The organism is Bradyrhizobium sp. WBAH42 (assembly GCF_024585265.1).
Lineage (GTDB): Bacteria > Pseudomonadota > Alphaproteobacteria > Rhizobiales > Xanthobacteraceae > Bradyrhizobium.
This window is the reverse complement of record NZ_CP036533.1, coordinates 6,842,850-6,861,386: the sequence shown is the minus strand read 5'-3', so window position 1 is coordinate 6,861,386 and position 18,537 is coordinate 6,842,850. Positions and strand designations below refer to the sequence as shown.

Annotated in this window: 20 protein-coding genes; 18 read left to right on the top strand and 2 right to left on the bottom strand. The window is 61.2% G+C overall.

What is annotated here, in order from left to right:
* Position 1 precedes the first annotated feature (1 nt).
* The 12 genes from cpaB (at position 2) to DCG74_RS32435 (ending at position 11,449) form a co-directional block, all read left to right on the top strand.
* Positions 2–967 (top strand): Flp pilus assembly protein CpaB, encoded by a 966-nt coding sequence (gene cpaB / locus DCG74_RS32490; RefSeq protein WP_172785656.1) that lies wholly within the window; start codon positions 2–4, stop codon positions 965–967.
* Positions 967–2,172: an AAA family ATPase gene (locus DCG74_RS32485; protein WP_172785655.1), complete on the top strand. Its 1,206-nt coding sequence runs from the start codon at positions 967–969 to the stop codon at positions 2,170–2,172. Before cpaB ends, DCG74_RS32485 begins: the two co-directional genes overlap by 1 nt.
* Entirely contained in the window at positions 2,169–3,614 is a 1,446-nt protein-coding gene (locus tag DCG74_RS32480) for a CpaF family protein (protein ID WP_172785654.1), read from the top strand. The genes DCG74_RS32485 and DCG74_RS32480 overlap by 4 nt, the downstream gene beginning before the upstream one ends.
* Entirely contained in the window at positions 3,611–4,543 is a 933-nt protein-coding gene (locus tag DCG74_RS32475) for a type II secretion system F family protein (RefSeq protein ID WP_172785653.1), read from the top strand. Before DCG74_RS32480 ends, DCG74_RS32475 begins: the two co-directional genes overlap by 4 nt.
* Positions 4,540–5,448, top strand: coding sequence for a type II secretion system F family protein (locus tag DCG74_RS32470; protein WP_172785652.1), 909 nt, complete (start codon positions 4,540–4,542; stop codon positions 5,446–5,448). The genes DCG74_RS32475 and DCG74_RS32470 overlap by 4 nt, the downstream gene beginning before the upstream one ends.
* A gap of 2 nt (positions 5,449–5,450) precedes the next feature.
* Positions 5,451–6,098 carry an isoprenylcysteine carboxylmethyltransferase family protein gene (locus DCG74_RS32465; protein ID WP_172785651.1) on the top strand — a complete coding sequence of 216 codons (648 nt, stop codon included), beginning with the start codon at positions 5,451–5,453 and terminating at the stop codon, positions 6,096–6,098.
* A 38-nt stretch (positions 6,099–6,136) separates the two neighbouring features.
* Positions 6,137–6,568 carry a hypothetical protein gene (locus DCG74_RS32460; protein ID WP_104464028.1) on the top strand — a complete coding sequence of 144 codons (432 nt, stop codon included), beginning with the start codon at positions 6,137–6,139 and terminating at the stop codon, positions 6,566–6,568.
* A gap of 9 nt (positions 6,569–6,577) precedes the next feature.
* The gene (locus DCG74_RS32455; protein ID WP_172785650.1) at positions 6,578–7,915 is read left to right on the top strand and encodes a pilus assembly protein TadG-related protein; all 1,338 of its coding nucleotides are present in this window, start codon (positions 6,578–6,580) and stop codon (positions 7,913–7,915) included.
* Positions 7,915–8,331: a TadE family protein gene (locus DCG74_RS32450; protein WP_172785649.1), complete on the top strand. Its 417-nt coding sequence runs from the start codon at positions 7,915–7,917 to the stop codon at positions 8,329–8,331. Before DCG74_RS32455 ends, DCG74_RS32450 begins: the two co-directional genes overlap by 1 nt.
* A 433-nt stretch (positions 8,332–8,764) precedes the next feature.
* Entirely contained in the window at positions 8,765–10,420 is a 1,656-nt protein-coding gene (locus DCG74_RS32445; RefSeq protein WP_172785648.1) for a type II and III secretion system protein family protein, read from the top strand.
* A 12-nt stretch (positions 10,421–10,432) separates the two neighbouring features.
* Positions 10,433–10,831 (top strand): hypothetical protein, encoded by a 399-nt coding sequence (locus tag DCG74_RS32440; protein ID WP_172785647.1) that lies wholly within the window; start codon positions 10,433–10,435, stop codon positions 10,829–10,831.
* Between the two features lie 201 nt (positions 10,832–11,032).
* Positions 11,033–11,449 (top strand): tetratricopeptide repeat protein, encoded by a 417-nt coding sequence (locus tag DCG74_RS32435; protein ID WP_167772265.1) that lies wholly within the window; start codon positions 11,033–11,035, stop codon positions 11,447–11,449.
* 37 nt (positions 11,450–11,486) lie between these two features.
* Here DCG74_RS32435 and DCG74_RS32430 read toward each other — a convergent pair whose 3' ends face one another.
* Both DCG74_RS32430 and DCG74_RS32425 read right to left on the bottom strand, forming a co-directional pair.
* On the bottom strand, positions 11,487–12,257 hold the full coding sequence (locus tag DCG74_RS32430) for a hypothetical protein (RefSeq protein ID WP_172785646.1): 771 nt from the start codon (positions 12,255–12,257) through the stop codon (positions 11,487–11,489).
* 212 nt (positions 12,258–12,469) lie between these two features.
* The gene (locus DCG74_RS32425) at positions 12,470–12,688 is read right to left on the bottom strand and encodes a hypothetical protein (protein WP_172785645.1); all 219 of its coding nucleotides are present in this window, start codon (positions 12,686–12,688) and stop codon (positions 12,470–12,472) included.
* Between the two features lie 218 nt (positions 12,689–12,906).
* Here DCG74_RS32425 and otnK point away from each other — a divergent pair, with 218 nt between their 5' ends.
* The 6 genes from otnK to DCG74_RS32395 all read left to right on the top strand — a co-directional run bounded on the left by otnK (position 12,907) and on the right by DCG74_RS32395 (position 18,515).
* Positions 12,907–14,193 (top strand): 3-oxo-tetronate kinase, encoded by a 1,287-nt coding sequence (gene otnK, locus DCG74_RS32420; protein WP_172785644.1) that lies wholly within the window; start codon positions 12,907–12,909, stop codon positions 14,191–14,193.
* Entirely contained in the window at positions 14,190–14,837 is a 648-nt protein-coding gene (locus DCG74_RS32415) for a class II aldolase/adducin family protein (RefSeq protein WP_172785643.1), read from the top strand. Before otnK ends, DCG74_RS32415 begins: the two co-directional genes overlap by 4 nt.
* A 13-nt stretch (positions 14,838–14,850) precedes the next feature.
* On the top strand, positions 14,851–15,639 hold the full coding sequence (locus DCG74_RS32410; protein WP_172785642.1) for a shikimate dehydrogenase: 789 nt from the start codon (positions 14,851–14,853) through the stop codon (positions 15,637–15,639).
* A 100-nt stretch (positions 15,640–15,739) separates the two neighbouring features.
* On the top strand, positions 15,740–16,849 hold the full coding sequence (locus tag DCG74_RS32405) for an ABC transporter ATP-binding protein (RefSeq protein WP_172785686.1): 1,110 nt from the start codon (positions 15,740–15,742) through the stop codon (positions 16,847–16,849).
* Positions 16,846–17,724, top strand: a complete 879-nt coding sequence (locus DCG74_RS32400; RefSeq protein ID WP_246570736.1) for an ABC transporter permease — start codon at positions 16,846–16,848, stop codon at positions 17,722–17,724. The genes DCG74_RS32405 and DCG74_RS32400 overlap by 4 nt, the downstream gene beginning before the upstream one ends.
* Complete coding sequence (locus tag DCG74_RS32395; RefSeq protein WP_172785641.1) at positions 17,721–18,515, top strand: ABC transporter permease; 795 nt, start codon at positions 17,721–17,723, stop codon at positions 18,513–18,515. Before DCG74_RS32400 ends, DCG74_RS32395 begins: the two co-directional genes overlap by 4 nt.
* Positions 18,516–18,537: the final 22 nt, after the last annotated feature.

Below are 18,537 nucleotides of genomic sequence, written 5' to 3'. Positions count from 1 at the left end.
GATGTCATCCGCGTTGCGTCTGTCGATCATCATGGTGCTTCTGCTCGCAACCACGGCGTTCGGGCTTATTGCCTATAACATGAACCTGCCGAAGGCGCCCGCTCCGGCCCCGGTGCAAGTCACGGAGACGGCCCCGGCACCGGCACCGGCGACGACCGCCGGATACTTCGTCGCGGCGCGTTCCTTGCCGAAGGGAACTTTGGCTCGCGAAGAAGATTTCACGGTGCGATCGGTGCCACCGGAGCGCATTCCTCAGGGCGCGATCCTTGAAACGCCCGAGTCCAAGGCCGGACTTCCCGGTTCTCTGATCCGCAGGTTCGTTGAAGCAGGCAGTCCCGTGACGTTGCAGGACATTCTGCGTCCGCGGGATCGAGGCTTCCTGGCCAGCGTCCTGGCACCGGACAGCCGTGCCATCAGCATCAAGGTTGACGAGGAGGCGGGCGTCTCCGGCCTGATCAGGCCGGGTGATCATGTGGATGTCGTATTGACCCAGGTATTCGAGAAGGTCGACACCGCACGTCGAGCCCTCAGCGAGACCGTTCTGCGCAACGTTCGAGTGATCGCGATCGACCAGGAGATCGTGCAGGGTGCACGACCAATTGGCGGAATGGCAGGCAAGCAAACGCAAACCGTGTCCCTGGAGCTTGCGCAGGAGCAGGTCAAGAAAGTCACCGTCGCAAAGCAGCTCGGAACACTGTCTCTGGCCGTACGTGCAGCAGTCGATCAATGGGACAAGGCCGACACTGGCGCGATGTCAAGCTGTGATGTGTCCCCGGAACTTGCTCGTCAGTACGCGATCGCACGTCAGAGAACGGCAGTCGTCATTCATTCGGGCGGCGAGACCAAGCAATATACGGTCAGAAAGCAAGACGAGGACGCTCTCGTCAGCTGCGAGGGGGCCTCGGAAGTTGTGCACCAGACCGCAACGGCCGAAGCTTATGCCAACAGGTTTTCGGAGAAACGTTGATGAACATTGCCATAGCCGCTCCGCCCGAAGAATCGACATCGATCGTCACGCGTAACCGCATCGTCTGTTTCGTAAACGACGAGATCAGCGCCGCGGCTTTGCGCAAGGGCCTCGAAGGCGCCAACCTCTCGATCAGGCGCGGCACGATCCGCAATGCGATACGGATGCTGGAATCCGACACAGACCTGTTCGCGCTGGTAACAGACATCAGCGGCATCGATGATCCCTTCACTGAACTGGAAAGGCTGGCCGGCCTCTGTCCGCCCGATGTCCGTGTAGCTGTGATTGGCGAGAACAGGGAGATCACCTTCTACCGTGAGCTTCTGGAGCTCGGCCTGGCCGAGTATCTGCCGCGGCCGCTCACGCGCGATTTGGTGCTGGACCAGCTGCGCCCCAAGCTGCTGGGCGATACGGCGGCCAACCAGATCGATCGTGGTGGGCACGTGGTCTCGATCTGCGGAGCACAGGGCGGCGCCGGTGCCACGAGCATCGCGATCAATCTGGCGCTGCAGCTTGCCGAGACCACCAAGGCCAAGGTGGCGCTGCTTGACCTTCATCTGCAGGGCGGCGAAGCCGCCGTGATGTTGGGTGTCCGTCCCGGGCCGGGGCTGCGCATCGCCCTGGAGAATCCGATGCGGGCGGACACGCTGTTCCTCGAGCGGGCAGCAATCGAAGTCAACGAGCGGGTCTGTCTGGTCTCGGCCGACGAGGATCTCGATGCGCAGCTCGAAATCACGGAAGCCGGCGTACGACACGTGCTGGGTCTGCTCCGTCAACGATTCAACTACATCGTTGTCGATGTGCCCGTCCCGTTCCCGCCATCGATCTATCCGGTGATTACGCTTTCCCGTCACGTGATGGTGCTGCTCGAAGCCGAGGTGACCGGACTTCGCAACGCCCACGCACTGCGCACCGCCGTCATCAACATCGCCGGCAAAGATCGGGTCTTTACCTTGCTCAACCGGGCCGGTCGTCCCGGTGGACTTCCCAGGGCGGCAGTTGTCAAGGCGATGGGCGCCGAGCCGGACATCGTCGTTCCCGATCTCGGCAAGGGGATGACCGAGGCGGTCAATCTCGGAATTCCAGCTCTGAAGCACGTCAGGAAGTTGCGACGTCACCTGGCACCGATTGTACGGGAGATCAGTGGTGTCGGCGCCGAGCGGAAGAGCTGGTGGAGGAGGGTGCTCACAGCACATCTGGGATGAAAAAGTTCGGTCGGCGTGAGGAAGAGGCGTCCGTTTTTGCAGCTGCGTTGGGGACCGGGCTGCCTGGTCCTGCGGCAGGCTTGCCTCTGTCGATGCCCAACGTTGCTGCATCCGCGCCGAGCGCGCCTCCACTCGTGTCAAACGTGCCCGCATCCGCGCCGAGGCGCGACGAACCCCCGATCCACCACCCGGTGATACCGGCTTCGTTGCGTGAACGGGTCATCGAGCAGATCGAGCCAGCGGTGGCCGCAACTGTCTCGCGCGAAGTTCTTCGGCGGCAGATCGAGGAAATCATCCATCAAATTGCCAACCAGGAGCGGCTCGAGCTGTCGGGGCGCGAGCAGCTTCAGCTTGCGGACGAGATTGCCGACGACATGACGGGCTACGGGCCGCTTCGTCCGCTGCTGCTCGATCAATCGATCAACGATATCATGGTGAACGGTCCGAGCAACGTCTACGTGGAACGAAGCGGCAGGCTGGAACGAATCGCAGTGCGATTCCGCGACAATGATCATATCGCCTCCGTCGCTCAGAAGATTGCCGCGCAGGTTGGCCGGCGCGTCGACGAATCCAGCCCGATGGTGGACTGCCGCCTGCTGGATGGCAGCCGCGTCAACATCATTCTCCCGCCGCTGGCGATCCATAGTCCGTGCATCTCCATCAGGAAGTTTCCAACCCGGCGTTTGGACATTGCTGGATTGATCGAAAATGGCTCAATGACCGCGGCCATCGGAAAACTGCTGGAGATCGCCGCCCGGTCTCGGCTCAATGTTCTGGTCTCCGGCGGTACCGGATCCGGCAAGACGACGCTCCTGAACGCGATGAGTCAATTCATCGATCACAGCGAACGCATCGTAACGATCGAGGATGCGGCAGAGTTGCAGCTTCAGCAGCCGCACGTGATCAGCCTGGAGACCCGGCCTCCCAGTCTGGAGGGCACAGGGCAGGTGACGCAACGCGATCTGCTGGTGAACGCCCTGCGCATGCGTCCCGACCGAATCGTGGTCGGCGAAGTCCGCAGCGCGGAAGCTTTCGACATGCTCCAGGCGATGAACACCGGCCATGACGGTTCGATCTCCACGGTCCACGCCAATAGTACCCGGGACGCCCTGACCCGCATCGAAAACATGGTGCAGATGGGACAAGTCAATCTACCGTCGCGAGCCATTCGAGCGCAGATCGTCGCTGCGCTCGATCTCATTGTGCAGGTCGAACGCATGCGGGACGGGCAACGTCGTATCGTTCAGATCAGTGAGGTCATCGGCCTCGAAGGGGAGGTGATCACCACCAATGACATCGCAGCCTTCGAATACAAGGAGGAGGATGAGCAGGGTCGTCTATCGGGCACCTATAGGTGCAACCTTGCAACTCCGAAATTCAAGAGCCGTCTTGTCTATTACGGGCTGGATGGAGCGTGGGCCGAGGCAATGAGGCAGATATGATGCCGGAGTCCGTAATCGCGTCCTTTCTGGCGCTCGCGATGTGCGCGGCAGCCATTTCGCTGTGGCTCGATGCTCGGGAGCGACGCATCAATCGCCGGCTGGCGGTTGCTCTGCCAGCTTCCCATCCAGTCAACCTACCATCCATTCGCCGGTTGGAGGCGGGGTCTTCGTCGCTGTTGCTCCATCGCGTGGCCAATTACAATCGCGAGATTCCTTACGCCTGGCATCCAATCTATGTGCTGCTTGCCGGTGCCATCGCAGCAGCAGCAATCCTTTACACCAATCGCCTGCTGGGATTCTCCATTCTTTACGTGTCGGTCGCGGCGGCAATTGCCGCCATCGTCGTCGTGCGAGGCCTCTTCGGATGGCAGCAACGTCGCTTCGCCAGGCAGCTCTTTCGACAGCTGCCTGATGCGATCCAGCTCGTGACGAGCACCGTTCGATCGGGTCTGCCTGTGCACGAAGCTTTTCGCGCCCTCGCGCGCGACATGCCGCAACCAACAGCTGGGCAGTTTGCCATCGTATGCAGCGAGGTGAACCTTGGAAGACCTCCGGAGGACGCCGTCCAAAGTGTCTATCGGCGAACGCAGGTGGCGGAATATGCGATGTTCGCGGTGACCCTTGCAGTTCAGTTGAAGTCGGGTGGTAGCCTTGCGGAGACCTTACAGAACCTGGGAGACACCGTGAGGCAACGTGTTGCACTGGCTGCTCGGGCCAAGGCGCTGGCAGGAGAGGTGATCTTTTCCTCGCGGGCGCTGACGATCTCGCCCTTGCTTGGGGGCGGGGTGCTATACGCGGCCAATCCGCAAACGGTCGACCTGTTGTTCACTGATCCCGTTGGAAACAAGCTGCTGGCTTACGCAGTGGTCTCGGTGCTTGTCGGGGCCTTGGTGATAAGTTGGATGGTCAGACGGGAAACGGCACTATGACGCTCGGTCTTGGTCTGGTGGCTCTCGCATTGGCAGCTGGTGCTGCGAGCTGCGTGTTGATCATCCGCGAAATGCACATTCGCGCGTTGGACGTGCGGGTCTCGAACGCCGTGATGGGCGTTGCTGGACGGTCAGCGCCCTTCCAAGACATGACCGGTTGGTTTTCGTCGCTTGGGATGCGGTACCGCCGCTTCTACGCAGAGGAAAATCTGGATCAACTGCGAGCGATTCTTCAATCATCCGGTTTCAATCACCGTCGAGCCCTGCCGACCTGGATCGGTGTCAAGGCCGTCAGCATGTTCTTATGCCCGATCATTGCCGGAGGGGTCGCTCAGCTCTTGGGGAAGCCGCTGCTGGACGTGCTTGTCTTCACACTGATGGGCGTGGCGGTCGGAATCGTGGGACCGCGGTTGATACTGGCGATGCTGAAGCGGCGGTTTGATGCGGCCATTCGTCTGGGCACGCCGGATATGATCGATTTGCTGGTTGTGTGCAGCGAAGCGGGAATGGGCCTGGAGAGCGGGCTGGCACGCGTTGCGCAGGAAATGAATGAGACCAATCCCTCCATGGCCGGGGTTTTGAGGAATCTTCTTGATGATCTGCGGATACTGCCTAGCCGCAGCGAGGCATTCGAGAAGCTGGGAGCTACGTCGGATGGGCTGCGCCGATTCGGGACTATGCTCGCCCAAAGCCTGCAATACGGGACGCCGATTGGCCAGGCGCTGCGGAGCATCGCCGTCGACCTGCGGCGGGAACGTATTACCAAGCTCGAAGAAAGAGCACACAAGCTGGGCGCCAAGCTGACCATTCCCATGGTGCTGTTCCTGCTTCCAGCCATGTTCGTCATTTTGGGAGGAAGTCCCATTCTGCATCTCGTACGTTCATTTGCCAGCTTCGGTAAATAGCCATGAGCACCGTTGTCCTGTCGAAAGCCTCCTCTTACGATCGGACGATGCAGCTGTTCGGCGGCATGTGGTTCATGTTGCTGGCACTTGGCGTCGCCTTCAAGATTGGCTCGTCGCCCGATGATCCCTGGCCCTCGCTCCTGTCGAGTGTGTGCCTTGCGATCTTCTACGTACTGCTGGCTCTGTTGACCATCACGCGGCCGCCGGCAAAGGCGCAGGCGGAAGGTCTTCGCCCGAGAATAGCGGCGTTCGTCGGCACTTACATGCCATGGTCGATCGCGCTCTTCGGCAAGACCGACCAGGCGCTCCCAAACCTCGCATCCACCGCTTGCGTGTTGATCGGCATGATCATGATGCTGGTCACCATCAGGCATCTTGGCAGGTCGTTCAGCTTGGTGCCACAGGCGCGCAACGTGGTGCAAACGGGTCCGTATCGGTGGATCAAGCACCCGCTCTACCTTGCGGAAGAAATCGCGGTATTGGGTGTGGTGCTGAAAAACCCGTCGCTGCTGACCGCTATCCTGCTCGTCCTGCATATCGGCGTCCAGATTTGCCGAATTCATTACGAAGAGGACCTGCTTCGGCGCAACTGCCCTGAATATTCGAGTTACGAAGCCTCGCGCTGGAGGGTGATCCCCTATGTTTGGTGAGTGCCGTTCCGGTCGACGACTGCGGTCGAGGTAGGCTCATGAGCCACAAGAAGTCGTTCATCGTGGATCAACGCGGGGCCGTCGCGTTTGAGACATTGATCGTCTACCCGGTTTTGGTGGCGTTCCTGCTCATGCCGCTCGCCGACTTGGCTGCTGCAGGCTTCCAGTTTATCTCCGCATGGAGCGCATTGCGCTCCTTCGGGCAGTATGTGCAGTACGCTAATCCGCTCGCCCCTGACGGCACGGTGAGCTGGAAGACAGGGCTACAGACGACAGTCGCCGGTCATGCGATCAGCAACCTTCAGGTTTTGTGCGGAGACGCAGGGGCCACCTGTTCGCCAGGCAATCTGGAGTCTCCCAAGTACATTACATTCTCGACAACCATCACCTTGGCTCCAATTGTGTGGAGAGGGGTGCTGTGTCCCACCACTTGTACCTACACGCTGCCTTACTCAGAACGGTTCCAGTAGGGGGCTTCCATGCGTAGTCTACTCCGTTCCCAACGTGGCTCCATCGCATTCGCAACAGTCATCGCTCTCGTGCCTCTCATCGGAGTCGTCGCACTCGGGGCGGAGGCCGGATCGTGGTACGTCACCCGCCAGCATGCGCAGAACGCGGCCGACTCGGCCGCCTATTCGGGCGCATTGCGGCTTTCATGTATAATGGCGGGTGCGGACTGCGACACGCAATCAGTGGATTATCGCGGCAAGGAATTCGCGGCACAGAACGGATTTTGCAACTCGAGTCCCAACGACGCTACCGGCTATCCGGGCAGAAACTGTCCGACAACCCTACCGACCGGAATCTCGCGGGCCGTGCAGATCGATATCGGCGACTACAGTGCGGGCACGTTCACAACACCACCTGCAGGCACCGGCAACGCCGTTCGCGCCAGGGTCAGCCAGCAACAACCGGCGTACTTGGCGGCAGTGCTGGGTTTGACCACCGTCAACATCCCCGCCCAAGCCATTGCACTGGTCCAGCAGCCGACCAAGGCGTGCGTCCTCGCGCTTGGACCTGATTCAGGCGCACTCAAGCTGGCTGGCAATCTCAGCAACAACGGAACTGGCTGCGCGCTGATGTCGGATACGAGTGTCCAACTCGCCAGCACTCCATCTTTCACCGGCTCGGGATGGGCGGTCTATGGTGTAAGTGGCTGCACCCCGTCAGGCACCTGCAGCGGTCTTAGCGTGCCGCACAACTATTTCATGACGTACGCTAGCAATCCGCTCAGCAAACTGGACACCGCATCGTTCAACAGCAGGACGGGCAATACAAATATGCCATGCACCCTTCAGGCGGATGGCTGGAAGCATTGCGCGCCAAATAGCGCCGGGACTGGGGCTTACGGCAGTTTCACGGTGCAGAACGGCGACAAGTACGTTTTGGACCCGGGAACATACTTCTTCTACAAAGCAAATATAAAGATGACTGGCGGACAACTGAAAGGCGTAGGCGTAACCCTCGTCTTGCTCGGAGACTCGCAGCTTACCATCAACGGGGGTACGGCTGATCTTTCCGCACCTGCCACTAACACGTTCTCCTCCGATCTAGATGGCGTCCTGATCGACGATCAGGCTCCGAGCAAGACCAGCAACAAGGTCACCATCAACGGTGGCGGTCTGGTTAGCCTGGGCGGGGCAATCTACTTTCCCAAGGTCGACGTTAGCTGGGCCGGAACGACTTCCAGCACCAATACGACCTGTTCACAAGTGATCGCCAAAACCATCGACATGAGCGGTGGCGGCTATCTCAGCACGGAAGGCTGTGCTCCGGCCACGATTATTTACACCCAAGTTGTCGCTTTGGTGCAGTAATGAGAAAGCTCGACAATCGCGGTATGGCGCCGTTTGAATTCATCATGGTGTCCGTGGCGTTTTTCACGTTGATATTCGTCATCTTCGATCTCGGACGTTATGCCATCACGATGCAATCCTTGCGGACGCTCGCGAGTGCTGGCGCCCGTGCGGTCATGATCAGCTGCTATACGCCTGCCTTGCTTCAAAGCCCGCCGCAGTCGCCGGCCGGCTGCACCGGGGATCCCCTGTCCACCGCCGCCAAGCAGAACGCTGCCCCCTTCTTGTTTTTCGGAGGTCTGACGCCAACGCTGACCGTTGGGGCCAACAGCAACAGCCTGAGTGTTACAGCTTCCCAGGCAAACTTTACGATGCTGATGCCCATATGGGGCACAGCGCTCAATGCGCCGAGCGCCTCCAACCAGATTCCCTTCTAGCGCAAATATGGCAGCAAGTCTGACATGTTTCCCCCGGCAGTGCCTCGTGGCCGCGGCATGCGGGCCAAACGCGCGGATGCGGAATTACCCGGCCAAGCGAATCGCCAAGCGTGCGACCGACCGTCCTTCGATCGCAAAGCGACGACCGGAGCGCGTGCCCAGAGCGGTCGCGCCGCGGGATAGTTCCCCACAACCAGAGAGAATGATGCGCGCTGGCAACATTGCAGGGTTTTCTTTCTGCTTGCGGCTGTGCGGTAAGTATCTCGTCTTGCAAGCTGCCTGCATGAAGGACGATGATCTTGGAAGCACGTAGTAACGAATTGTAGTGGGACAGATCGTAAGCTCTGCGACGTGGTACGCGGAGGAGAATTGTTGAGGGCATCGAGCACGTAGATTTGCGGGGATGGCCGCGGATTACAGTGGGGGGACTCGAATGGGTGGTGATCGCGTTTCGGGTAGGGCTGCAGGGAGGCTTCTCGCCTTTGGCGTGATGGGTCTTGGTGCGGCGCTCGCCTCCTTTGCGACCCCTGACCGCGCGACGGCTGCAGACCGGCGGGGGTCCTCCGGCGGCGTCTTCGTCAGCGAAATGAACGACGTCCAGCGGGTCAAGCTCGTCGTCAACAAGTCACGCACCTTCAAGGTCGATACTGCTTTCGCAACCATCGTGGCCGGCTCGCCTGATATTGTGGACGTGAAATCGCTCAGCGATCACCTCATTTACGTGCAGGGCAAGCAGACCGGCACAACAAACGTCATACTATTTGATTCATCGATGAAGCAGATCGGGATCCTCGACGTCGAGGTCGTGATCGATACCGGAAATCTACAGCAGAACATCCGGACCAGCACCGGTGGCCACGGTATTCGCGTGTCGGCTTCCGAGGGACAGGTCGTGCTTAGCGGGACCGCAGCCGATGCCGTTACCGCCGAGCGGGCCATGGCGATCGCCACCAGTACGGTCGCGAAAGGGGGCGTCGTCGTTAACGCGATGAGCGTCGCGGCGCCGCAACAGGTGATGCTCGAGGTGCGCTTTCTTGAGGTGAGCCGGGAGGCTGGACGCAACTTGGGCGTCAATCTCTATGCGGCGAATGCCAATGGGACGAACGTTGGCAACAGCGGGCTGGGCGGTGTGACACGCGCCGGTCGAGCACCGATTGGTGGAATCAATACCGCCAACGGTCCTCTCGGTGCCGGGGGAGGAGCTGTCGGCGCTCCGCCGACGGGTAGTCTTCCGATCCTCGGAACTCTGGGGACGCTTGCCGGGACTGCAGGGGGGGTCGCGCCGGCACCGTTCGGAAGTCTGTTGACCAGTCTCATTCGAACCAGCAATGGCGGCTCGGTGGATTTGTTGATCTCCGCGCTGGAAACCAAGGGATTGGCCCGCCGACTGGCCGAGCCAAACTTGACCACGCTTTCCGGCGATGCCGCCCGCTTCCTGGCTGGCGGTGAGTTTCCAGTGCCCATACCGACCCAGACGACGAACGGCTTTCCGACCATCACGATCGACTACAAGAAGTTCGGCGTCGAACTGGCTTTCGTGCCAACCGTGCTATCGCGCGGTGTGATCAATCTTCGCGTCGAGCCGTCGGTCAGCGAGCTTGATTTCACCAATGCAGTGACGATCCAGGGGACGACTGTTCCAGCATTGACCCGCCGCGACGCGCGCACCACGGTCGAGCTGCGCGACGGCCAGAGCTTTGCGATCGCCGGCCTGCTGCAAACCCGCAACCGTCAGGACGTTTCGCAATTGCCCTGGATCGGCTCGGTGCCCGTGCTTGGAGCCCTGTTCAGCAGCAAGTCGTACCAGCAAGAGGAAACCGATCTCGTCATCATCGTGACGCCACGCCTGGTCGCGCCGGCCGCACCCGGTCAGCAACTGGCGTCGCCGCTCGACTCCCGCCTTCCGGCCAATGACGTTGATTTCTTCCTCAATGGCCAGATGGAAGTCCGCAAGCGTTACCATGACTACGTCAACTCCGGAGGCGAGGTGAAGGGACCGTATGGCCACATCATCGCGCCTGAACTCAGGGCCCCCGTCGTCGTCCCGGCCGCGAGTGCCGATCAGACGGTCGTCAAAACTCTAAACTAGAGGACGCGCGAGATGACGATCAGGTATCTGGCTCTGTTTGCGCCCTTCCTCCTCGGGGGATGTTACGGCGTCGCCGGTCATGACGAGGTGGATCGCTACTTTCAGCGTTCCGACACCATCACGATGAGTGCCGGCAATGCCAAGGAGGTCAACGCCGTCACCCATACAATCCATCCATGGCCGCGATACGTCGGCGATCGCCGGATCGCATACGATGCTCGACGCGTGGGCTCCGCGGTGACGCGTTACGGCAATCAGCAACAGCCGGTGGATCAGCTTCCCGACATGGGCGATCCGACGAAACTCATGGGCCAGCGGCCTCCGGTCACGCAGAATGTCAACGTAACTGGATTGGGTGCGGGAGCATCGGCGGGAGTATCGGTGCCAGTCGGCCGGGCAGAGGGCAGGTAGCGACTTCAGGTAATTGAGTTGGGCGATGGGATATTTTGAGTGCGGTGCAGTGAGTCCGCTGGGCCGGGCGGGGACAAAATTATGCGACGTGCCATTCTACTGCTGACCTGTTGCTGGCTGGCGCCAGGCCTTGCTGCTTGTGACTATACCACGCGGGAGGCTGCCATCGTGGCTCCGGTCGAGCCACCGGGCGGAGACCCCGTGCAGGAGCCGACCGACGTCAAGTACTACCCGTCGGACGAGCCCGTGCGGCTGGGCCTGGAGCATTACAATCGCGGCAGTTACGGACTCTCACAGCGCTATTTCAAGGACGCCGTCGAGAAATCACCCAAGGACGTCACGGCTTGGATTGGACTTGCGGCGAGCTACGACAAGCTGCGTCGTTTCGACCTTGCTGACCAGGCCTATGCCCGAGCGATCCGGCTCGGCGGCGAAACTGTGCAAGTCCTAAATGACCAGGGATATTCGTACATGCTGCGCGGCAATCTGAGTGCGGCGCGCCGAAAGTTTGAGAAGGCCTATTCGCTCGATCCAGGCAACCCGGTTATCGCCAATAACCTCGAGCTTCTCAATGGCAGCCGGCGGTTCATTGAAAGACCACCAAACAACCAGCCTTAAGAGGGCGATCGGCTACTGCGATCGCGGCCAGTTCTCGTCAATTTGGCCCGATCACAGCATCAGCGTGACGGCTGCCGCTGCGGATGATGACAACAACGCCATTGCGAATGGTAAATCTTGCGCCGAGCAGTTTCCGCACCTTCTCCGTGATCGGAGAGGGAAAGGGAACGGTTTCTCCCACGACGGGATCGCCGACCCTTATCGTTTCAGTCGCGGGGCCCGCAACTGGTGCAGGCTTGATATGGTCTCGGATAAGCTGAATCTCTTCACGTGACAGGACAAGCGGAGCCTGGTCAGGTTGGGTCTCCAACGGCGGCCTGGGTGTTCCACTGCTTGCCTTTTCGCGGATCTCATTGGCGCTTGCGATCTGATCGAGCCTGGCTACGCGTAACTTGAGCGCGATGATATCACGTTGCAGTGTTGCGATCTCCAATTTGCGCGCGTTGACCTGCATGATGACAATGATCGCGCAAACGCAACTCACGACGAAGCCGACGCTCAGCAGTGCGATCAACCACCGCTCGAAGTTTCCCATCGACCCTCCGGTCGTCCGGGGGAGTTGATCGCGCTGGAGATGGCGCCGCCAGATGCGACGTGCTCGGTCGATCCAATTGGGAGATCCCGTTACGCCGGTCGCCGCCTGGCCCGACCCAAACTGCGCGGGCGACGAGGCGGCTTGCTCTCGGGCTGGATCAACGACCGACGCCGTGTCGACTTGCTCAAGCCCTCGATTCTCAGGGACGCGATCCGCCGTTGTCAGATGAGCGGCAGGGTGGAAGGGATCCATCTGCTTATCGAGCCGGCCCATCTCCGCTCTCCATGCGGCCATCCATCAACTTCAGCAGTTCCGCCGACGCAGCTCGAATAGGGTACCCGAGGACTCGATCAATCGGAACGGAAAAGGCTCCAAACCGCCCCCTTGAGCTGCTCTAAGAGTAGTTTCAAGAGATAGGCCGCCAACTAGATGCCAGGATTCACCCCGCGGATGCTCCGACCACGCGGATGCTGCGACCAGTAAGTTCATTGATTGTTCTCAACCCGAGGCTGCCTCTTAATCAGCGAGTCCCAGGTTCGAGCCCTGGTGCGCCCACCATCGCGAAAGCGGTCTTCTTCAATAAATTGCGGGAAGAACTGCCGAGCCCGAAACGGCTCTCGTGCGACCTTTCCCGCGGCCAGATTGCCGTGCGAATCTTCCTTCGTTTCATCATTTCGCCCCTTCCGATTGAGCAGATCGATCACGTGCTCGTCGTTAGAGGCGGTGTGTGCACAGGCGGCGGACGAGAGCCGGCGCGGTCTCACATGTCCGAAGTCTGTGGTCGCGACACGTCGGTTCGACTGTTCGCTCTCCGCCATCTTGCCAGCCGCACTCCGGGACCTTTACCTCGGGAAGTCTTGCCAATATTTGATATATCATGTATCAACGTTCGCAGACTATCTGCTCGAGATCTGCGGGACGCATGACGAAGCTTATCTTCGGGGTGGTGGCGGACGATTTGACCGGCGGCATGGAAACGGCCGCGATGCTGGTCGCTGCCGGCATCGAATGCGGATTTGTCACCGACCCCGATCTGGTTCGCGGCTGCGGCGATGTGCCGGCTATCGTGGTCGCGCAGAAGACGCGGGTGATCCCCGCGAGCGAAGCCGTCAGCATGACGGCGAAGGCGGCACGGGCGCTGCTTGCGCGGGGCGCGAGGCAAATCTTCTTCAAATATTGTGCGACGTTCGATTCCACCGACCAGGGGAATATCGGCCCCGTCTCCGATCTGCTGATGCAGCTGACCGGCGCCGAATACACCGCCTTTTGCCCGGCTTCTCCCGCCCTTCGAAGGAGTGTCTACAACGGTCATCTCTTTCTCGGCACCGAGCTGATCTCGGACTCGCCGAAACGCAATGATCCGCTGACGCCGATGACCGATCCCGATCTGGTCCGGGTTCTGCAGCGTCAAACGCGGGCCAAGGTCGGCCTTCTGGCGCATTCGCAGGTCAACGCCGGCGCGGACTCGGCCGGTCGCGCGATCGCGGAAGCGGCGGCTCGGGGTATCCGCTACTTCATTGCGGACACGATCTACGATCGGGATCTCGATACGCTTGCCACGCTCACCTGTGATTGGAAGCTGATGACAGGCAATGCGACGATCGTGCAGCACTACCCGGACATCTGGAAGGCGCGGGGGCTCATCGCCGCGGCCAGGAGACCGCCCAGTTTGCGCGCGGTTGGTGGCGGCGGCGTGGTTCTCGCCGGGAGTTGCGCCGAGCGGACGTTGGAGCAACTTGCTGAATTCGAGAAGAGCCATCCCTTGCTTCGCATCAATCTTCTGAACGCTGAAGATGCGGCGGCGACGGTTGGCGACGCGCTCGACTGGGCGCGGCCGCGGCTGCGGAATGGTCCTATCGGCTTCGCCACTTCGGACACGCCCGAGGCCGTCAAGATGGCTCAGGAGCGATACGGTCGTGAAGGCGCGGCGAAGCTCGCCGAGGCCATTCTTGGTCGACTCGCTGTCTCTCTTCGTAGCGTCGGCGTACGGCGCTTCGTGGTGGCCGGTGGCGAGACCTCTGGTGCGATCGTCGAGCAGCTCGGCATTCGACGTTTGCGGGTCGGTCCCTATGGCGGACCCGGCATCGGCACCGCGGTGACTGAAGACGAGGATCCGTTGGCCCTTTGTCTCAAGTCCGGCAAGCTGGGCCCCGTTGACCTGTTCGCGACGACGCTCGAAGCAATGTTGAATCCGGAGGCAGCCAATTGAACGAACGCGAACTCAGGCAATCCGTGCTGGATATCGTGGCCCGCCTCGAGGCCAAGGGCTTCAACCACGGCAGCAGCGGAAATGTCAGCACTCGCATCGGAGAAGACATTCTCATCACGCCGACCGGCGGCCATAGCAGCAACACCACCATCGACGGTCTCGTCCGTTTGAAGCGCGACGGAACGGTGGTTGGAGACGGCTTGCCCTCCAGTGAATGGCACATGCATCTGGCGATCCTCAACGCCTATCCGCAAGTGAACGCGGTGGTGCACACCCATGCCGATTGCTGCGTCGCGCTGTCCTGCCTCGCAAAGCCAATCCCGGCATTCCACTACATGGTCGCCAGTTTTGGTGGCAACGATGTGCCTTGCGCACCCTACGCCACGTTCGGCACCAGGGCTCTCGCCGACGGCGCCGTCGCGGCGCTGAAACAACGCAAGGCCTGCCTGCTCGCGAACCACGGGATGATTGCCGTCGGCACAGGGCTGCAGGCGGCCTTCGACCTCACCGTGAAGCTCGAAACCCTTGCCCGGCAGTATCTGCTCGCCTGTCAGGCCGGCGCACCCGCGATCCTTGCCGACGACGAAATGGCGCGGGTGGTCGAACGCTATGGCAGTTACGGCCGCGCTGCTCTGCCGGCCTGAGAAGGACTAGTCCATGGAGATCACCGGCAAGACCAAGATCATGTTTGTGCTCGCCGACCCGATCGATCATGTGCGGGCGAGTGCGGTCATGAATGCCTATTTCGGATCGATCGGTGAGGATCTGGCGGTGTCGCCGATCCATGTCCTGCCCGGCGATCTCGGCCAGGTCGCCGCAAGCATCAGGCTCATGCGCAACGTCTTCGGCTTCGGCGTCACGATCCCGCACAAGACCGGCGTGATCGAGCATCTCGATGAGATCACGCCGACGGCGCGACTGATTGGCGCGGTCAATTTCGTGAAGCGGACGGCGGAAGGGCGCCTCGTCGGCGACAATCTGGATGCGAGGGGATTCATCGCCAGCCTCGCGCAGCATGAAATTGCGGTGCGCGATCGGAAGGTGCTCCAGGTCGGTGCCGGTGGCGCGGGGCGTGCAACTGCATTCGGACTGGCGGAGGCCGGCGCGCGCGAACTCACGATCATGAACCGGGATGAGGAGAAAGCTCGTGCGCTTGCGGCTGCCGTGGCGGCGCATTATCCCGCCACGAAGGTCAGCGCCGGCCGCGCGGAGGCGCGCGCATTCGATCTCATCGTCAATACGACGTCGCTCGGCATGAAGCCGGATGATCCGCTTCCGCTGGACATCGAAGGTGTCGGTCCCGGCGCCACCGTCAGCGACATTATCGTCAATCCTGCAGTGACCCGGCTTCTTGCAAGGGCGGCTGCGCAGGGCGCAAAGGTCGTCGGCGGAAAGCCTATGCTCGACGCGCAGATGGCCCTTGTCGCAGGGTTCATCGCGCGATAACCTGATATATCAAATATTATATCGAAGTCGCTGGGGCGGCTTTGGATTGGGTGCAAGGGCCGCCCGAGGGCAGGCGAAAGGGAAGCGAGGCTTCGTGAATATTGCATCGGCCAGGCAATCGGCGTCGGGCGCATCGATCCGCATCAGTCGCTTGGAGAAGCGCTTCGGTGCCGTGTCCGCCGTCGATGGCGTCGATATCGATATTGCTGCCGGTGAGTTCATCGCCCTGCTCGGACCCAGCGGCTCCGGAAAGACGACGATCCTGATGAGCGTTGCGGGATTCGAATTCCCGACCAGCGGCACCATTCACGTCGATTCCGAAGACCTGACCTATGTTCCTTCGAACAGACGCAATCTGGGAATGGTGTTCCAGAACTATACGCTGTTCCCGCACATGTCGATTCTCGACAATGTCGCCTTTCCCTTGAAGATGCGCGGTCTCCGGACGGCCGAACGTCACGCGCGCGCCGAAGCCGCGCTCGCAACCGTGCGTCTGGCAGGCTATGGCCACCGTCGTCCGAATGAGCTTTCCGGCGGTCAGCAGCAGCGCGTGGCGCTCGCGCGTGCGATCGTCTATCAGCCGCGCGTCCTCCTGATGGATGAGCCGCTCAGTGCGCTCGACAAGAATCTGCGCGAAGACATGCAGCTCGAGATCAAGCGATTGCACGCCGAGCTTGGCATCACCGTCATCTTCGTCACCCACGACCAAAGCGAGGCGCTGACCATGGCCGACCGGATCGCCGTCCTGAGGGATGGCAAGATCCAGCAGATCGGGCCGGCGCGCCAGCTGTACGAAAGGCCCGCGAATCTCTTCACCGCCGGCTTCATCGGCGAGATGAATTTCGTCGACGTTGCCGTCCAAAGCGTCGGCGACGGCATCTCTGTGGCGCTGCCCTGGGGTGAAATATGGCGCCTGCCGGCCACGGCGGCCGTCGAGCCGGTTGCAGCCGGCGAGGCGGCGGTGCTGGCCGTGAGGCCCGAGCGGCTGCAACTCGGCGCCAATCCCGCCGGGCAAGTCATCACTGTGACGCTGAGCGACACCGTCTATGCCGGGGCAGCCCTGCTTCTGATCGGACGTCTGCCTGACGGCACCGAGATGCGCGCGCGAATCCCCGGCGCCTCGCAGCTCAGCTCCTTGGCCCAGGGTGACGTTGCGACCTTCACTATCCCTACTGAGGCGATGCTGCTCTACCGGGGAAAGCGGCGATGACGGAGGCGAGGCGATCGCATTTCTGGCATTCCGACGGCCGCCGGCTGAGCGGCCTGTCGACGTTGCTGCTGCTCCTGCCGTTCTTCGCCATCATCGCCTTCGTCTTCGTCTATCCGATCCTGCAGCTCCTGGTGATCAGCATCCTCGAGCCGCATCCGACCTTGGATAATTACGCGCGCGTCGTCGAAAATCCGGTTCACATGCGCGTCCTGATGCGCACGCTCTGGACCGCAACGCTGGTGACCGCCTTGTCGGTCATCCTCGGCTTCCCGGTCGCCTATTACATGAGCCGGGCGAAGGGAACGGTCGCCGCCCTTGTCGCGGTCTGTGTCATCCTGCCGCTCTGGTCGAGCGTCCTGGTACGCACCGCCGCCTGGTCATTCCTGTTCCAGCGCAACGGGCTGATCAATTCGGCGTTGATGTCTCTCGGACTGACGTCACAGCCGTTCAAGCTGCTTTACACCCAGAGCGCCGTCGTCATCGCCATGACCCACGTGCTCTTGCCGTTCATGATCCTGCCGATCTACGGCGCATTGCGCAGCATTCCGAACGACTATGGGCGTGCGGCCGCCGTGCTCGGCGCGACGCGCCTGCGGACCTTTCTGGAAGTCATCCTTCCCCTGAGTCTGCCGGGCGTCGTCTCCGGTTCGCTGCTCGTGTTTCTCACGGCGATCGGCTTCTTCATCACGCCCGCCCTGCTTGGCTCGCCGCAGGAGATGATGATCTCGACGCTCGTTTCGAAGCAGATCCGTGAGGTGCTCGATTGGCCCTTCGCTGCGGCGCTGGTCGGGGTACTGACCGTATTCGTGACGCTGCTGGCGATCGTCTTCAGCAAGACGCTGCGGTTCGACCGGCTGATGGGGAATGCCTCGTGAAACCGCCGACCGACCGCGGATCGCTTGCGCTGGGGGCCTATGTCTATGCCGTGCTGGCCTTCATCATCGTGCCTCTCGTCATCGTCATTCCAATGTCGTTCAGCCAGAACGACTATCTGGCATTTCCGCCGTCCGGCTTCACGCTGAAATGGTACGCGGAATATTTTGACAGCAGGCAATGGCGTGCCGCCACCTGGCTCAGCGTGCAGGTCGCCTTGCTGACCGCTCTTTTCGCGTCGGTCATCGGCACAGCCGCGACCTATGCAATGATCCGCGGCCGCAGCCGGCTGGTCACGGCTTTCCAGATCCTTTTGATCGGGCCGGTCATTGTGCCGCATATCGCGCTCGCCGTCGGCCTCTATCTGTTTTTTCAGACGATCGGTCTCTCCGGCACCGTTCCAGGCTTCGTGCTGGCGCATACGGTGCTCACCTTGCCGTTCGTCGTTTTCACGATGGCCGCCGCCCTGGGAAAGGTCGATGCCAATCTGGAGGCGGCCGCCATGAGCTGCGGCGCGACACGCTTCCAGGCCTTTCGCCTGGTCACGCTGCCACTCGTCCTGCCGAGTCTCGCCAGCAGTGCGCTGTTTGCCTTCATCATCTCCTTCGACGAGCCGGTGGTGTCGTTCTTTCTGTCCGGTGTGCGCCAGAAGACGCTGCCGCGCCGAATGTTCGAGGACATCGAGCAGAACCTGACGCCGGTGATTCCCGCGATCGCAACACTGCTGATCGTCCTATCCATTTTGATTCTGCTGGGGGCCCATGTCCTCCGATCCCGCAGCGTCACCCGATAGCGAGCCAGTGAGAACCAGAGAG

Bases quoted from the DNA above. Each gene is read 5' to 3' on its own strand.
- DCG74_RS32440 (WP_172785647.1), top strand. From the start codon at position 10,433: ATGACGATCAGGTATCTGGCTCTGTTTGCGCCCTTCCTCCTCGGGGGA.
- cpaB (WP_172785656.1), top strand. From the start codon at position 2: ATGTCATCCGCGTTGCGTCTGTCGATCATCATGGTGCTTCTGCTCGCA.
- DCG74_RS32480 (WP_172785654.1), top strand. From the start codon at position 2,169: ATGAAAAAGTTCGGTCGGCGTGAGGAAGAGGCGTCCGTTTTTGCAGCT.
- DCG74_RS32445 (WP_172785648.1), top strand. From the start codon at position 8,765: ATGGGTGGTGATCGCGTTTCGGGTAGGGCTGCAGGGAGGCTTCTCGCC.
- DCG74_RS32485 (WP_172785655.1), top strand. From the start codon at position 967: ATGAACATTGCCATAGCCGCTCCGCCCGAAGAATCGACATCGATCGTC.
- DCG74_RS32475 (WP_172785653.1), top strand. From the start codon at position 3,611: ATGATGCCGGAGTCCGTAATCGCGTCCTTTCTGGCGCTCGCGATGTGC.
- DCG74_RS32450 (WP_172785649.1), top strand. From the start codon at position 7,915: ATGAGAAAGCTCGACAATCGCGGTATGGCGCCGTTTGAATTCATCATG.
- DCG74_RS32465 (WP_172785651.1), top strand. From the start codon at position 5,451: ATGAGCACCGTTGTCCTGTCGAAAGCCTCCTCTTACGATCGGACGATG.
- DCG74_RS32400 (WP_246570736.1), top strand. From the start codon at position 16,846: ATGACGGAGGCGAGGCGATCGCATTTCTGGCATTCCGACGGCCGCCGG.
- DCG74_RS32410 (WP_172785642.1), top strand. From the start codon at position 14,851: ATGGAGATCACCGGCAAGACCAAGATCATGTTTGTGCTCGCCGACCCG.
- DCG74_RS32470 (WP_172785652.1), top strand. From the start codon at position 4,540: ATGACGCTCGGTCTTGGTCTGGTGGCTCTCGCATTGGCAGCTGGTGCT.
- DCG74_RS32455 (WP_172785650.1), top strand. From the start codon at position 6,578: ATGCGTAGTCTACTCCGTTCCCAACGTGGCTCCATCGCATTCGCAACA.
- DCG74_RS32460 (WP_104464028.1), top strand. From the start codon at position 6,137: ATGAGCCACAAGAAGTCGTTCATCGTGGATCAACGCGGGGCCGTCGCG.
- DCG74_RS32430 (WP_172785646.1), bottom strand. From the start codon at position 12,257: ATGGGCCGGCTCGATAAGCAGATGGATCCCTTCCACCCTGCCGCTCAT.
- otnK (WP_172785644.1), top strand. From the start codon at position 12,907: ATGACGAAGCTTATCTTCGGGGTGGTGGCGGACGATTTGACCGGCGGC.